The organism is Embleya sp. NPDC001921 (assembly GCF_053594475.1).
Genome location: NZ_JBSFEO010000046.1, coordinates 38,220 through 51,611, shown reverse-complemented (window position 1 = coordinate 51,611; position 13,392 = coordinate 38,220). Strand labels below are relative to the sequence as shown.

At 72.3% G+C, this 13,392-nt stretch carries 16 protein-coding genes; 12 read left to right on the top strand and 4 right to left on the bottom strand.

Annotated elements, in window-relative coordinates; all coding sequences use genetic code 11:
• Window positions 1–47: 47 nt before the first annotated feature.
• The gene (locus ACWCPW_RS39610; RefSeq protein WP_449766446.1) at window positions 48–560 is read right to left on the bottom strand and encodes a type II toxin-antitoxin system RatA family toxin; all 513 of its coding nucleotides are present in this window, start codon (window positions 558–560) and stop codon (window positions 48–50) included.
• Window positions 561–724: 164 nt separating this feature from the next.
• Here ACWCPW_RS39610 and ACWCPW_RS39605 point away from each other — a divergent pair, with 164 nt between their 5' ends.
• The 3 genes from ACWCPW_RS39605 to ACWCPW_RS39595 all read left to right on the top strand — a co-directional run bounded on the left by ACWCPW_RS39605 (window position 725) and on the right by ACWCPW_RS39595 (window position 2,845).
• Window positions 725–916 (top strand): hypothetical protein, encoded by a 192-nt coding sequence (locus ACWCPW_RS39605; RefSeq protein WP_355541728.1) that lies wholly within the window; start codon window positions 725–727, stop codon window positions 914–916.
• Entirely contained in the window at window positions 909–1,886 is a 978-nt protein-coding gene (locus ACWCPW_RS39600) for a hypothetical protein (RefSeq protein ID WP_449766445.1), read from the top strand. Before ACWCPW_RS39605 ends, ACWCPW_RS39600 begins: the two co-directional genes overlap by 8 nt.
• Before the next feature lie 125 nt (window positions 1,887–2,011).
• The gene (locus ACWCPW_RS39595) at window positions 2,012–2,845 is read left to right on the top strand and encodes a hypothetical protein (RefSeq protein ID WP_449766444.1); all 834 of its coding nucleotides are present in this window, start codon (window positions 2,012–2,014) and stop codon (window positions 2,843–2,845) included.
• A 108-nt stretch (window positions 2,846–2,953) separates the two neighbouring features.
• Here the strand turns inward: ACWCPW_RS39595 and ACWCPW_RS39590 are convergent, their stop codons facing one another.
• From ACWCPW_RS39590 to ACWCPW_RS39580, 3 genes are all read right to left on the bottom strand, one after another.
• Entirely contained in the window at window positions 2,954–3,217 is a 264-nt protein-coding gene (locus tag ACWCPW_RS39590; RefSeq protein ID WP_449766443.1) for a hypothetical protein, read from the bottom strand.
• A gap of 94 nt (window positions 3,218–3,311) precedes the next feature.
• A complete protein-coding gene (locus ACWCPW_RS39585) occupies window positions 3,312–3,632 on the bottom strand; it encodes a hypothetical protein (protein ID WP_449766442.1) in 321 nt (106 codons plus the stop codon).
• Between the two features lie 46 nt (window positions 3,633–3,678).
• Window positions 3,679–5,115 carry an MFS transporter gene (locus tag ACWCPW_RS39580; RefSeq protein ID WP_449766441.1) on the bottom strand — a complete coding sequence of 479 codons (1,437 nt, stop codon included), beginning with the start codon at window positions 5,113–5,115 and terminating at the stop codon, window positions 3,679–3,681.
• 184 nt (window positions 5,116–5,299) lie between these two features.
• On the opposite strand from ACWCPW_RS39580, the gene ACWCPW_RS39575 reads away from it, so the two are divergent.
• The 9 genes from ACWCPW_RS39575 to ACWCPW_RS39535 all read left to right on the top strand — a co-directional run bounded on the left by ACWCPW_RS39575 (window position 5,300) and on the right by ACWCPW_RS39535 (window position 13,216).
• The gene (locus ACWCPW_RS39575) at window positions 5,300–6,010 is read left to right on the top strand and encodes a TetR/AcrR family transcriptional regulator (protein WP_449766440.1); all 711 of its coding nucleotides are present in this window, start codon (window positions 5,300–5,302) and stop codon (window positions 6,008–6,010) included.
• A 217-nt stretch (window positions 6,011–6,227) separates the two neighbouring features.
• Window positions 6,228–7,313, top strand: coding sequence for an NADH-quinone oxidoreductase subunit B family protein (locus ACWCPW_RS39570; RefSeq protein ID WP_449766439.1), 1,086 nt, complete (start codon window positions 6,228–6,230; stop codon window positions 7,311–7,313).
• An 83-nt stretch (window positions 7,314–7,396) separates the two neighbouring features.
• Window positions 7,397–9,181: a nickel-dependent hydrogenase large subunit gene (locus ACWCPW_RS39565; RefSeq protein ID WP_449766438.1), complete on the top strand. Its 1,785-nt coding sequence runs from the start codon at window positions 7,397–7,399 to the stop codon at window positions 9,179–9,181.
• A complete protein-coding gene (locus ACWCPW_RS39560) occupies window positions 9,178–9,711 on the top strand; it encodes a hypothetical protein (protein WP_449766437.1) in 534 nt (177 codons plus the stop codon). Before ACWCPW_RS39565 ends, ACWCPW_RS39560 begins: the two co-directional genes overlap by 4 nt.
• Window positions 9,708–10,358, top strand: a complete 651-nt coding sequence (locus tag ACWCPW_RS39555) for a DUF5947 family protein (RefSeq protein ID WP_449766436.1) — start codon at window positions 9,708–9,710, stop codon at window positions 10,356–10,358. Before ACWCPW_RS39560 ends, ACWCPW_RS39555 begins: the two co-directional genes overlap by 4 nt.
• Entirely contained in the window at window positions 10,355–11,089 is a 735-nt protein-coding gene (locus tag ACWCPW_RS39550) for a DUF6084 family protein (protein ID WP_449766435.1), read from the top strand. The genes ACWCPW_RS39555 and ACWCPW_RS39550 overlap by 4 nt, the downstream gene beginning before the upstream one ends.
• Entirely contained in the window at window positions 11,086–12,507 is a 1,422-nt protein-coding gene (locus tag ACWCPW_RS39545; protein WP_449766434.1) for a hypothetical protein, read from the top strand. The genes ACWCPW_RS39550 and ACWCPW_RS39545 overlap by 4 nt, the downstream gene beginning before the upstream one ends.
• Window positions 12,504–13,133 (top strand): hydrogenase maturation protease, encoded by a 630-nt coding sequence (locus ACWCPW_RS39540; protein ID WP_449766433.1) that lies wholly within the window; start codon window positions 12,504–12,506, stop codon window positions 13,131–13,133. The genes ACWCPW_RS39545 and ACWCPW_RS39540 overlap by 4 nt, the downstream gene beginning before the upstream one ends.
• Window positions 13,118–13,216, top strand: coding sequence for a DUF6893 family small protein (locus ACWCPW_RS39535; RefSeq protein ID WP_449766432.1), 99 nt, complete (start codon window positions 13,118–13,120; stop codon window positions 13,214–13,216). The genes ACWCPW_RS39540 and ACWCPW_RS39535 overlap by 16 nt, the downstream gene beginning before the upstream one ends.
• Window positions 13,217–13,392 lie beyond the last annotated feature (176 nt).

The window sequence follows — 13,392 nt, the reverse complement described above, 5'->3', positions numbered from 1 at the left end:
GCGGGCAGGGCACGCGGGCAGGGCCGATGCGAGCCCCGGGCCGGCGCTCAGCCCGGCGCGGGTCCTTCGGCGGCACCGTCGCCGCCGCCGATCGCGGCCAGGACCACCGGATCCGAGCACGCGCGGGCGTAGCGCGCGATGCGGTGTTCGATCTCACGCCGGAGCACGACCGTGCCGATGCGGTCGGCGAGCGGCGCCAACCAGCGCGGGCGGCAGCCGAAGTTGTAACGCCACACCGCGCGAGTGCGGTTCGGCTCGCCCTCGACGGCGGTGAACCGCCAGCCGCCGCCCATCTTCGCGAAGAACCAGGATCCCTCGACCATCCGCATCCCCACGTTCGTCGGCGGGTGATACGAGACGTATTCGCTGATCATCCGAAAGCCCGCGCGGTGCACCGTGAGCGTGCGCACCCCTTTGCCCGGCTCGGTGGCCCCGTCCAGGAAGCGCTGGCTGCGGATGAACGGGTCCCAACGCCCCCGCACCGCGCCGGTCGTCTGCGACACGGCGAACGCCGTCGCGGCGTCGACGGGGACCTCCACTGACGCTTCCACCGTGGGCATGACGGTCATCCTGCCAGGATTACTCGCGGGACGCCGGGGGAGACGTTCGCCGGAGGCGTCGGGGTCTTTTTCCGCGGAGATGCAACTGACCGACCCCATCCGGGCGTTGATGAACATGACGCACCGTGTTTCGGTACGTCGGACACCCACAGTCAGGAGAGGTCATGCCCGGTCCTTTGATTCTCGGCCGCAGGGCCCCGGTCCCCACTCGAGGCGCGCCCGCGCTGCCCCGGCATCACTACGATCCCGATCTGTGTGTCAACGTCACCCCGGGCGGGACGCTGCTGATCCACGCGGTGGACTCCGGCACCTACACCGGGACGCAGGAGCCCAGGGGATACAAGAAGGATGACTGATCACGACGCGAGCGTCGTGATCGTGGCCACCGAGGAGGATCTGACCGCCGACATGGTGGCGGCGCACCTCCTCGGCGGCCCGGTGGCCCTGCTCCGCCTGGATCCGGGCCGCCTGCGCGAACGTCCCTTGGTGACCGGCCGGTTCGCCGCCGGACGCTGGCATACCGTGCTCACCTCCGGGCGGGCGACGGTGACCCTGGACGAACGTTGCGCGGTGTATTGGCGCAAACCCACCCGGCCCGACGCGTTCGGCACCGCGGAGGAGCGGTGGCGCGCGGACGAGAACACCACCGCGCTGCTGGGCCTGCTGCGCGCGCAGCCGCTGAAGGTGTGGATCGACGACCCCACGATCGTCGCGGCGTCGCTGCACAAGCCCACCCAACTGGCTTCGGCCGCGCGCGTCGGCTTCGCGGTGCCCGACACGCTGTTCACCAGCGATCCGCACGCGGCCCGCGCGTTCATCGCCGCGCACCGGGACAAGGTCGTGGTCAAGGCGCTCACCCAGCGGCACACCACCTTCATCCCCACCACGCGCATCCGTCTCTCGGACGACCTGAGCGGCATCGCCGGCACCCTGCACTACCTGCAGGCACTGGTCGAGGACCGACTGTTCGACGCGCGGGTGACCGTCGTGGACGATCGGGTGTTCACCGCCGCGATCATCACGAACGGCGCGCTCGACTGGCGGGCGGTGCCGTTGGACATGTGCGAGTACCGGGCGATCGAGGCGCCGGCGGAGATCGCGAGGGCGTGCGTCGAGCATGTGCGCGACCTCGGCCTGGGCTACGCCGCACTGGACTTCGTGGTCACCTCGGCCGGGTGGACGTACCTGGAGAGCAACTGCGTCGGCGAGTTCGGCTGGATCGAGAGCGCGACCGGGCTGCCGATCTCGGCAGGGCTGGCCCGGGTCCTGCGCGAGGGGCCGGCCCGCCGCGGGACCGCGGCGTGCCGCGCGTCCGCCCGAACGTGAGGATGGGTCCGCTGAATCGAGAGTGCGACGGGGCCGGCGATCCGGGTGCGACCGGCCCGGTTCCCGCGCGCGGGGCCGCGACACCACAGCGTCGGCGCGTCGTGGGCGTCGGCCAGAATGTGAGGATGGATCCCCTGCTCGCCGCCGCGTTGGAGACCCTCGGCATCACCGAACGGCCACGCCCGCTGACCTCGCACCACACCAACGCCTGGCGCGCCGGCCAGTGGCGGATCAAGACCGCCGAGGGAGCGGACGTCGCCGCGCTGCATCACGAGGCGCGGGTGCTGACCATGCTGCGCGAGCAGGGCCTGTACCCGGTCGGCGGCAGGCACGGGCACGTCGGCGGCGGACTGTGGACGGCGGTCGAGTGGCGCCCCGGGGTGACCCTGTGGCGCTGGTGCGAGTCGGCCCGCCGCAACGGGCCCGTCCCGGCGCACCCGTTGCCCGATCTGGCCCGGCGGGCGTTCTCGGCGCTCGGCCGGCTGCACGCGCTGGGGTGGCACCACGGCGATATCCAGCCGATGAACATACTGGTCACGCCGGGAGGCGGGATCGAGTTCATCGACCACGACCTGGCCCACCATCCGGACCGGCTGCCGCTGCCGAATCCCTACCGGGGCGGGATGGACCTCACCACCGCGCCCGAGATAGCGCGGCAACTCCTGGAGACCGGGGCCGGACAGCACGTGCGCTTGACCGACGCCGCCGAGGTGTACAGCCTGGGCGCCTCGTTCCGGGCGGCCTGGACGGGCACCGCCCCGGCCACCGATCGGGCGATCGGCGGGCGGATCACCGCCGCCGACATCCTGGAGGACATCGCCACCGGGCGACACCGCCCGCCGCTGGAACTCGCCCGCCCGTGGCCGGACCCCGACCTGGAGGCGCTGATCGAGTCGACGATGGCACTGGACCCGACCACCCGAGCCAGGACACTCCCGGCGACGCCGTACTCGAATTGACACGCGGCGCCCCCGCCGCGTTCGCCGGTCCGCGGGCCGGGTGCCCGTCCCACGCCCGCGAGCGCGGACATCGGGCGCCCGGCCGGAGTGCGGCCCGCGGCGGTGCGGTCACAGGCGCAGGTACGACAGGTCCACGGCTTCGGCCATCGCCCGCGCTCCCGCGTCGTTGAGGTGCAGGTGGTCGCCGCTGTGGTTGGGGAGGCGCCGGTTGCTCCCGGTGGAGGTGCCGCCGCCCTCGAACCACGAGTCGCCGAAGGCCACGGCGATCGCGGTGCCCTCGGCTACGAGGACGTCGACGCCGGCGACGAAGTAGCGGTTGGCCGCCTCCTCCGCGTCGGCGAAGCTCGCCGAGACCGCGTTGCCCGGTGCCACGTACGCGATTTGCGACGGGGGGCGGCGTAGGTGGCCGGTCCGGTGTCCTGGGGCAGGTACAGGCTCAGCACCAGGTCGCTCCCGGCGGCGACGGTCAGGTCGACCGGGTCGCGCGGAGTTGTCCGCCCGCCGGGATGGTCGCCTCGGCCGAGCCGCCGAAGGTCGGCACGGTGTCCGGGTCGGGGTCGATCGTGCTCCCGCCGGTGCCCACGGCCACCCGGGCGGCGCCGATGACGAGCGGGTCCTTGCCGTATTCGTTGCCGAGCAACACCCGTAGTGCGCCGCCACCGCCGTCCAGGTGCAGGATCTGGCGCACGCTCTGGTCGCGGAAGCCTCGCGAGGGCTGGATCAGGAAGCTCTCGGTCGGGTCGAGCACGGCGGAGCGGAAGCCCGCGACCCAGGTCGTCGTCGTCATGATCGGTAACTCCTTCGGGGGTGGGGTGGTCGGGGGGAGGGGATGGTCAGGCCCGGACGGGCCCGGGGTCGGGGGTACGGCTGCCGCGTGGGCGGCGGCCCCGCAGGCTCACCGAGGCGAGCGCGGCGAGGGCGAACAGCACCGCCGCGGCCTTGAAGGCGAAGGTGTAGCCGTCGGTGGCGGCCTGTTCGGGGGAGGGACCGGCGCCGGTGTGCGCGTCGGCGAGCGAGCTGAACAGGGCGATGCCGACGGTGGGGCCCATCAGCATCGTGGTGTTGAACGCGCCGCCGGCGAGCGCGGCCTGGGCGGGCGGCACACCGCGGGTGGCGGCGACCACGGCGGCCGCGGCGGTCAGGCCGATGCCGATCGGCAGGGCGAGCATGGCCGCGAGCGGGAGTCCGAGGTAGGCCGCGTCCGGGCTGATCCGGGAGAACAGCAGGAAGGCACCGGCCATCGTGGCCAGACCCAGCGCGGCCGTCCGGCGCACGCCCAGCCGGGCCACGATCGGCACGCTGCCGGCGCTGACCACGACCAGCATCAGCGTGTACGGGACGAAGCCCATCGCCGAGCGCAACGCGGACCACCCCAGCACCCGTTGGAAGTACAGCGACATCAAGAACGCGGCGGTGGAGCCGGCGATCGGCGCGAGCATGCCGGTGGCGAGCGCTGCCACGCGGCGGCGGGAGGCGAGGAAGGGCAGCGGCATCAAGGGTGCCGCGACCTTGTTCTCGGCCACGCCGAACGCCACCAGCAGGACGACGCCGCCGGCCAGCGGCACCAGCACCGCCGGGTCCATCCAGCCGTGCGTGCCCGCCGCGACCAGTCCCAGACTGAGCACCGCGACACCGCCGGTGACCAGGGCGGCGCCGAGCACGTCCACCCGGCCGGTGACCCGCTCCGGGCCGGTGGGCAGGTACCGGCCGGCGAGGGCGGCGACGGCGAAGCCGATCACCGCGAGCACCACGAACGACCAGCGCCAGGACGCCCAGGTGGCGGTCGCGCCGCCGAGTTGCATGCCCAGTGCCGCGCCCACGCCGGAGAGTCCGCCCCACGCGGCCATCGCCCGGCGGCGGGTCGCGTCGGTCGCGAACACGTCCCCGACCAGGGCCATGGCGGCCGGCGCGGCGAGCGCGGCGCCGGCGCCCTGGAGCAGGCGGGCGCTGATCATCCACGCGCCGCCGGGTACGAGGGCACCGGCCAGCGACGCGGCGGCGAACAGCGCGGCGCCGGCCCGGAAGGTCTCGCGCCGTCCGCGCAGGTCGGCGATCCGGCCGCCGAGCAGCAGCAGGCCGCTGAACGCCAGCGTGTAGGCGGCTCCCGTCCAGACCAGTCCGGAGGAGCCCAGGTCGAGATCCGCGGCGATGTCGGGTCCGGCGGCCGAGGTGATGGTGACCGAGGTGTTGAGGATTGCCTGCACCGCGGCGAGCAGCGCGAAGGCCGCCCCCGTTCGGGCCGGCCGCACGGTCGTCCGGACGTGTTCCATGGCTGATCCCCTTTCCGGAGAGCCGCTCGTTCGAGAGCGGGTCGCTCGTTCGAGAACCGAACCATACAGTGCAGTTCAGTTGAACTCAACAGTGCGGTTCAGTTGAACCGAACGGTATGGTTCTGATGAGCCGATCGGCTCGGTTCGCACTCGTTAGACTGCGCGCGACGAACGGAGACACCACGTGTGGGCAGCCGAGCAGACTCCCAAGCGGATCCCCTCGGGTGATCGGGCCGCGCGCAAGCGCGCGGCGATCCTGGAGGCGGCCACCCAGGCGTTCCTGCGCGAGGGCTACCAGGTGGGCATGGACACCATCGCCGCCGAGGCGGGCGTCGCGAAGGTGACCGTCTACAACCACTTCGGCAACAAGGAAGCCCTGTTCACGGCGATCGTCGGCGAGATCCTGGACCGCGCCCTGGCGGAGTCGACCCGCCTGATCCAGGAGCGGCTGGGATCCTCCACGGACGTCCGGGCCGACCTGGTGGCCATCTGTGAGGCGTGGGTGGCGGGCCACGCCACGCCGGAGGTGCTCACCCTGCACAACGTGGTGATGGGCTCGATGCCGCGCCTGCCGGAGCTGGGACGCACCTGGCGCGAGTCGGGACCGGACCGCTTCCACGTGGTGGTCCGCACGGCCCTGGAGGAACTCGTCGAGCGCGGCGAACTCGCGATCGACGACGTGCCGTTGGCCGCGATCCAACTCTCCGGCCTGGTGCTGATGCCGCACATCGCCTTCGGCTCCTCCGGCGCCGTGCCCGACGCGGATCTGACCGAGCGGCTGATCACCGGCGGCGTGGACATGTTCCTGGCCCGCTACCGCCCGACGGCGGCCCCGGCCGCTTCCGGCGACTCGCCCCTTCGCGCCGACCCGGCGCCGGAGTCGCCCGCGCCCTGACGCGGGCCGGCCGACGGCGGTGGTCCCGCCCGCCGCCGTAGTGGCGTGGCACGAACGGGCCGATCGGGCCTGACGCGGCCCGAGTCCGTCGCGCGCGGAGTGGGTGCGGCACGACTCGCCCGAACGGACCGAATGTGAGGCGCGTCACGCGCCGGCCTGATAGGAAGGTTCAGGAGTCCGTTATGTCGGACTCGTAACCTTTCGAGGAGGCGTCCTCATGCGCGCCACGCCCGGAAACACCGCCGAGAGCTCGACCGCCGCCACGCCGGTCGAGGAACCGTCCCCGATCCACATCCTCTGGATCAACGCCGGTCTGAGTTGCGACGGCGACTCCGTCGCGTTGACCGCCGCGATGCAGCCGTCGATCGAGGAGATCGTCACCGGCGCGCTGCCCGGACTGCCGCCGATCGCCGTGCACTGGCCGCTGATCGACTTCGAGTGCGGACCGGTCCAGGGCGCGGACACCTTCATCGAATGGTTCTTCAAGGCCGAACGGGGCGAACTCGAGCCGTTCGTGCTGGTGATCGAGGGATCCATCCCGAACGAGTCGATCAAGTCCGAGGGCTACTGGAGCGGATTCGGCGACGACCCGGCCACCGGCCAGCCGATCACCACCAGCGAATGGCTGGACCGGCTCGCGCCCAAGGCCACCGGAGTGGTGGCGATCGGCACCTGCGCGACGTACGGCGGCATCCACGCGATGGCCGGCAACCCCACCGGTGCGATGGGCGTGCCCGACTACCTGGGCTGGGACTGGAAGTCCAAGGCGGGCCTGCCGATCGTGTGCGTGCCCGGGTGCCCGATCCAGCCGGACAACTTCGCCGAGACGCTGACCTACCTGCTCTACCAGCTCGCCGGGTCCGCGCCGATGATCCCGTTGGACGACAAGCTGCGTCCGACCTGGTTGTTCGGCGCCACCGTCCACGAGGGCTGCGACCGCGGCGGCTACTACGAACAGGGCCAGTTCGCCGACGAGTACGGCTCGCCGCTGTGCCTGGTGAAGCTGGGGTGCTGGGGCCCCGTGGTCAAGTGCAACGTGCCCAAGCGCGGCTGGATCAACGGTGTCGGCGGTTGCCCGAACGTCGGTGGCATCTGCATCGCGTGCACGATGCCCGGCTTCCCGGACAAGTTCATGCCGTTCATGGACGAACCGCCCGGCGGCAAGGTCTCCGTGACCGCCAGCGGTGCGTACGGCCTGGTGATCCGCAAGCTGCGCTCGATCACCGCGAAGACCGTGGACAAGGAACCCAAGTGGCGCCATACCGGTCGTGAGCTCACCACCGGCTACCGCCCGCCCAGGTGAGCGGATCGCCTTCGCGCAGTTCCCGACCCCGCGGCCGGCCCCACGCGTGCCGCCGTCCCCACCGCAGAAGGGCACGACACACGATGGCACCCTCCACCAAGACGGCCGCCGACGGCAGCGGCCTGACCGAGATGTCCTGGGATCCGATCACCCGGATCGTCGGCAGTCTGGGCATCCACACCAAGATCGACTTCAAGCAGAAACGCGTCGCCGAGTGCTACAGCACCTCGTCGGTCTTCCGCGGCTACAGCGTGTTCATGCGCGGCAAGGACCCGCGCGACGCGCACTTCATCACCAGCCGGATCTGCGGCATCTGCGGCGACAACCACGCCACCTGCTCGGTGTACGCGCAGAACATGGCCTACGGCGTGAAGCCGCCGCACCTGGCCGAGTGGATCATCAACCTCGGTGAGGCCGCCGAGTACATGTTCGACCACAACATCTTCCAGGAGAACCTGGTCGGGGTGGACTACTGCGAGCGCATGGTCCGCGAGACCAACCCCGGCGTGCTGGAACTGGCCGAACGCACCGAGGCGCCGCACGCCGACGAACACGGCTACCGCACCATCGCCGACATCATGCGCTCGCTCAACCCGATCGAGGGCGAGTTCTACCGCGAGGCGCTGGCGGTCAGCCGCTACACCCGGGAGATGTTCTGCCTGATGGAGGGCCGGCACGTCCACCCCTCCACGCTCTACCCGGGCGGGGTGGGCACCGTCGCCTCGGTCCAGTTGTTCACCGACTACCTGTCCCGACTGATGCGCTACGTCGAGTTCATGAAGCGCGTGGTCCCGCTGCACGACGACCTCTTCGACTTCTTCTACACCGCCCTGCCGGGCTACGAAGAGGTCGGCCGGCGGCGGGTGTTGCTCGGTTGCTGGGGCGCGCTCAACGACCCCGACCACTGCGACTTCACCTACCGCAACATGACCGACTGGGGCCGGCGGATGTACGTCAGCCCCGGCGTCGTGGTCGACGGCAAGCTGATCACCAACGACCTGACCGAGATCAACCTGGGCATCCGGATCCTGCTCGGCAGCTCCTACTACCAGGACTGGGAGGGCCAGGAGCAGTTCGTCACGCACGACCCGCTGGGCAACCCGGTCGACCCGCGCCACCCGTGGAACCAACACACCATCCCCGCACCGCAGAAGCGGGACTTCGCGGGCAACTACAGCTGGGTGATGTCGCCGCGCTGGTTCGACGGCACCGACTACCTCGCCCTGGACACCGGCGGCGGCCCGCTCGCCCGACTGTGGTCCACCGCGCTCAACGGCCTGGTCGACACCGGCTTCGTCAAGGCCACCGGACACAGCGTGGTGATCAACCTGCCCAAGTCGATGACCAAGCCGGAGACCACCTTCGAGTGGAAGATCCCGCAGTGGAGCAACGCCCTGGAGCGCAACCGGGCGCGCACCTACTTCCAGGCGTACATGGCCGCCATGGCGGTGTACTTCGCCGAGAAGGCGCTCGAGGAGGTGCGCTCGGGCCGGACCAAGACCTGGGAGAAGTTCGAGGTGCCCGACCAGGCGGTCGGCGTCGGCTTCACCGAGGCCGTGCGCGGTGTGCTCTCGCACCACATGGTGATCCGGGACGGGAAGATCGCCAACTACCACCCGTATCCGCCCACTCCGTGGAACGCCAGTGTCCGCGACACCCTGGGCACCCCCGGGCCGTACGAGGACGCGGTGCAGAACACGCCGATCTTCGAGGAGAACTCCCCGGAGAACTTCAAGGGCATCGACATCATGCGGGCCGTGCGCAGCTTCGACCCCTGTCTGCCGTGCGGCGTGCACATGTACCTCGGCGACGGCAAGACCCTGCAGAAGCTGCACGTACCCACCGGCCTGAGCGGGCTGAGCGGATGAACGCCGAGCAGACCGGACTGCGGGTCGAGGAGATCCTGACCCGCCTGGACGACGGCGCCGACCCGGGTGTGCGCGCCGGCGCCGAGGAACTGGTCCGCGCCCTGATGGACTTCTACGGCGCCGGCCTGGCCCGGCTGGCCGCGCTGTTGCGCGACGCCGACGTGGATCGGCGCGCCGTGCTCGACGACGAACTGGTCACCGCACTGCTCGTCCTGCACGACCTGCACCCCGACGACGTGCCCACCCGCGTCGCGCGCGGCCTCGCGGCGCACCCCGAACACCGGGCCGAACTCCTCGACTACGACGAACACAGTCGGACCGTGCGGCTGCGGATCGCCGCCGCGAGCGGCGGGTGCGGATGCGGGAGCGGGAGCGCCGAGGGTTCGCGCGCGGGTGTGGAGGGCCTCCTGGCCGGCTGTGCGCCCGAGATCGAGCGGATCGAGATCGAGGAGACCCCGGCCCCGCCGCCGGAACCCGCGCTGCTCCAGATCGGCACCCGACCGGCCGACCCGGCCCGGGCCGCCCGGTGAGCGCGCCGCCCCCGACGACCGTGCGGCCGGCGGGCGGGCTGCGCCGATTCCGCCGCCCCACCGGGCCGCAGCCGGAACGCTGCGAGTTGTGCGCCCAGGAGGTCGGCGCCGGACATCGCCATCTCGTCGACACCGACGCGCGGGTCCTGGCCTGCGCGTGCCGGGGCTGCGCGATGTTGTTCGAGCGGCGCGGCGCGGCCGGCGGTCGTTATCGGGCGGTGCCCGAGCGCTACCTCGTCGACCCCGGGCACAGCCTGGACGACGGCGCCTGGGACGCCCTGCAGATCCCGGTCGGCCTGGCCTTCTTCCTGCACAACGCCGCGCTCGACCGGCTGATCGCGCTCTACCCGAGCCCGGCCGGTGCCACCGAGAGCGACCTGGACCCCGAGCAGTGGCAGGCGGTGCTCGGCGAGAGCCGGCTCGCCACACTGCTGCGACCCGACGTCGAGGCGTTGTTGCTGCGCCGCACGGACGACGCGAGCGAGTGCTTCCTGGTCCCGATCGACGTCTGCTACGAGCTGGTCGGCCGGATGCGACTGCGCTGGCGCGGCTTCGACGGCGGCGCCGAGGCCCGCGAGGACCTGGCCGCGTTCCTCGCCGACGTGCGCTCGCGCGCGCGGGTGCCGGGAAGGGACGACGCGCCGTGACCGAGTTGGACTTCTCCTGCGTCGGCGTGCGCGCGGACGGCTACGCGGCCGGACCCACCCTGGTCTTCCGGCTGCGGATCACCGCCGCCGAGCAGGCCCGGGTGCACGCGCTCGCGCTGCGCGTGCAACTGCGGATCGAGCCGGCCCGGCGCCGCTACGGGACGGCCGAAGGCCGGCGGCTGGGCGTGCTGTTCGGGGAGCGTTCGCGCTGGGGCGGCACGCTCCACCCGATCGAGTTCGCCCAGGTGGCGTTGACCGTACCGGGCTTCACCGCGGAGACCGAGGTGGACCTGGTGGTGCCGTGCACCTACGACATGGACATCGCCTCGTCCCGCTACTTCCACGCGCTGGGCGAGGGAGAGGTGCCGCTGCTGATGCTCTTCTCCGGAACCGCGTTCACCGGCCCGGGCGGCTTCCGGGTGGAACCGGTGCCCTGGCACAAGGAGGCCGCCCACCGGATGCCGGTGGCGGTGTGGCGCGAGATGGTCGAGCAGCACTTTCCCGGCTGCGGCTGGCTGCGGCTGCCGCGCGAGGCGATGGACGCGCTGCTCGCCTACCGGGCCCGGCACGCGCTGCCCTCCTGGGAGGCCACCATGCGGGCACTGCTGGCGACCGCGGAGCCGGGTACCGCCGCCGATCGGGTCCTCGGCCTTTCGGGCGACCGCACCGGCGGGTCGGACCGGACCGGCGGGTCGGACCGGACCGGCCCCACCGGGGAGAGAGTGCGATGACGCTGTTCGGGCCCGCGATCCGGGAGCGGTTCGCCGCCGCGCGACAGATCGCCGACGCCGTGCTGTTCGAGGGCTACGTGCTCTACCCGTACCGGGCCTCGGCCGCCAAGAACCGCATGCGCTGGCAGTTCGGCGTGCTGGTGCCGCCCGCCTGGGGGCAGGGCAGCGGCGAGCACCACGACCAGCGCACGGAGTGCCTGATCGAACCGCGCGCGGACGCGAACCTCTCGATCGAGCTGCGTTTCCTGCACGCCCAGCGGCGCACGGTGCAACAGGTCGGCCCCGACGGCGGGTTCGCCGCGGTGGACATGCTGGAGCTGCCCGATCGGGTACTCGTCCCCTGGGACGAGGGCGTCGAGGAGCGGGTCGAACTGGTGCTGCCCGTCGCGGCGTCGGCCGGGGACGGGCTGGTCCTGCCGTTCGATCGGGTCGAGCACGAGGAGACCGAGGAGGTCGAACTCGACGGCCGGGTGTGCGGGCGGCTGGTCCGCCGGCGGGCACGGATCGAGGGGGAGATCCGGGTGCGGACCACCGAGATCCCCGGCCCGTACCGCACCCTCAAGCTGACCGTCGAGGTGGTGAACACCAGTGCGTGGACGCCGGATCCGGGCGCCGAGCGGGACGCCGCGCTGCCGTACGCGCTGGTGTCGGCGCATGTGCTGCTCGGTCTGGACACCGGCGCGTTCCTGTCCATGACCGACCCGCCGGAATGGGCCACGGGCGCCGCAGCGTCGTGTGCCAACCTGCGGACCTGGCCGGTGCTGGTGGGGGACCGGGACGACGTGGTGTTGTCCTCGCCGATCATCCTGGAGGATCACCCTCGAGTGGCCCCGGAGAGCCCGGGCGCGCTCTACGACGCGACCGAGATCGACGAGATCCTCGCGCTGCGCACCTCGGCCCTGACCGAGCGGGAGAAGCGCGAGGCACGCGGCACCGACGCCCGGGCGGGCGCCGCCGTGGACCTGGTCGACTCGCTGCCCCCGGAGGTGTGGGACCGGCTGCACGGCACGGTGCGGGCGCTGCGCGAGAACACCGGGCCGAGCGGGCCGACGACCCTGATCGAACCGGGCGCTCCGGGCGCTCCGGGTGCGCGGGGCGAGCCGGGTGCCGATCGGCCCTGGTGGGATCCGGCGAGCGACGCCGGGTTCGATCCCGCCGTGGATCGGGTGCTGGTGGACGGGCGTTCGATCGGCGCCGGCAGTCGGGTGCGGCTGCGGCCGGGGCCGCGCCGTACCGACGCCCAGGACCTGTTCCTGCACGGTCGGGACGCGCTGGTCGAGGCGGTGCTGCACGACGTCGACGGCGCGGTGCACCTCGCGGTGACCGTGGACGGCGACCCCGGCGCGGACATCCGGCGGGCCCAGGGCCGGTTCCTGTACTTCCAACCGGACGAACTCACCTTCCTGGAGGACGCGTGACCGGCCAGGGCCCGCCGGCCGACGGCGTCGAGCGGGTGCTCGTCGCCGGAGTCGGCAACATCTTCCTCGGCGACGACGGCTTCGGGGTGGAGACCGTGGCCAGGCTGGCCGGGCACCCGCTGCCGGCCGGCGCCGAGGTGGTCGACTTCGGCGTGCGCGGCGTGCATCTGGCCTACCAACTCCTGGAAGGCTACGAGACGTTGATCCTGGTGGACGCCACCGCGCGCGGCGGCGCACCGGGCACGGTGTACCTGATCGAGGCCGCCGTACCGGGCTCGGTCGAACCCGGGGCGGCCCTGCTGGACGGCCACCGGATGGGGCCCGACGCGGTGCTCGCGCTGCTGGGCACGCTGAGCGCGGGTACCGGCGGGACGCCGCCGCGCCGGGTGCTGGTCGTCGGCTGTGAGCCGGCCGACCTGGACGAGCGCCTGGGCCTGAGCCCACCGGTCGCGGCCGCCGTGGACGAGGCGGTCGCGCTGATCCTGCGGGTGCTGCGCGGGCAGACGCCCCTGGAACCACCGACCGGCGCACCGGACGCGCCGGATGCGGTCGATGTCCGACCCGCCGCCGTGGACGCGGCGCGCGGTCCCGAGCCTGGAGAGGTACCGGCGTGCGAAGGATTGTGATGGGTGGAGTGGCCCTGTTCGGGCTTGTCGTGCTCGCGAACCGGGGGGACATCCTGCGCTACCTGCGGATGCGTGCCATGTAGCCCGTTCCGCGCCGGGTCCCGGGGCGGGGCCCGGCGCACTACGGCGAATGGCGTACGCGCGGCGTCGCACACGGCGTGGGTGCCGGGACGCGTCGCCGGTGGTGCCTGTAATGGAGCGTGGGCTCGTCGAGTCGGTGGGCTCCCAGCGGTGGATCGTCGAACCCGGGAGAGGGCCG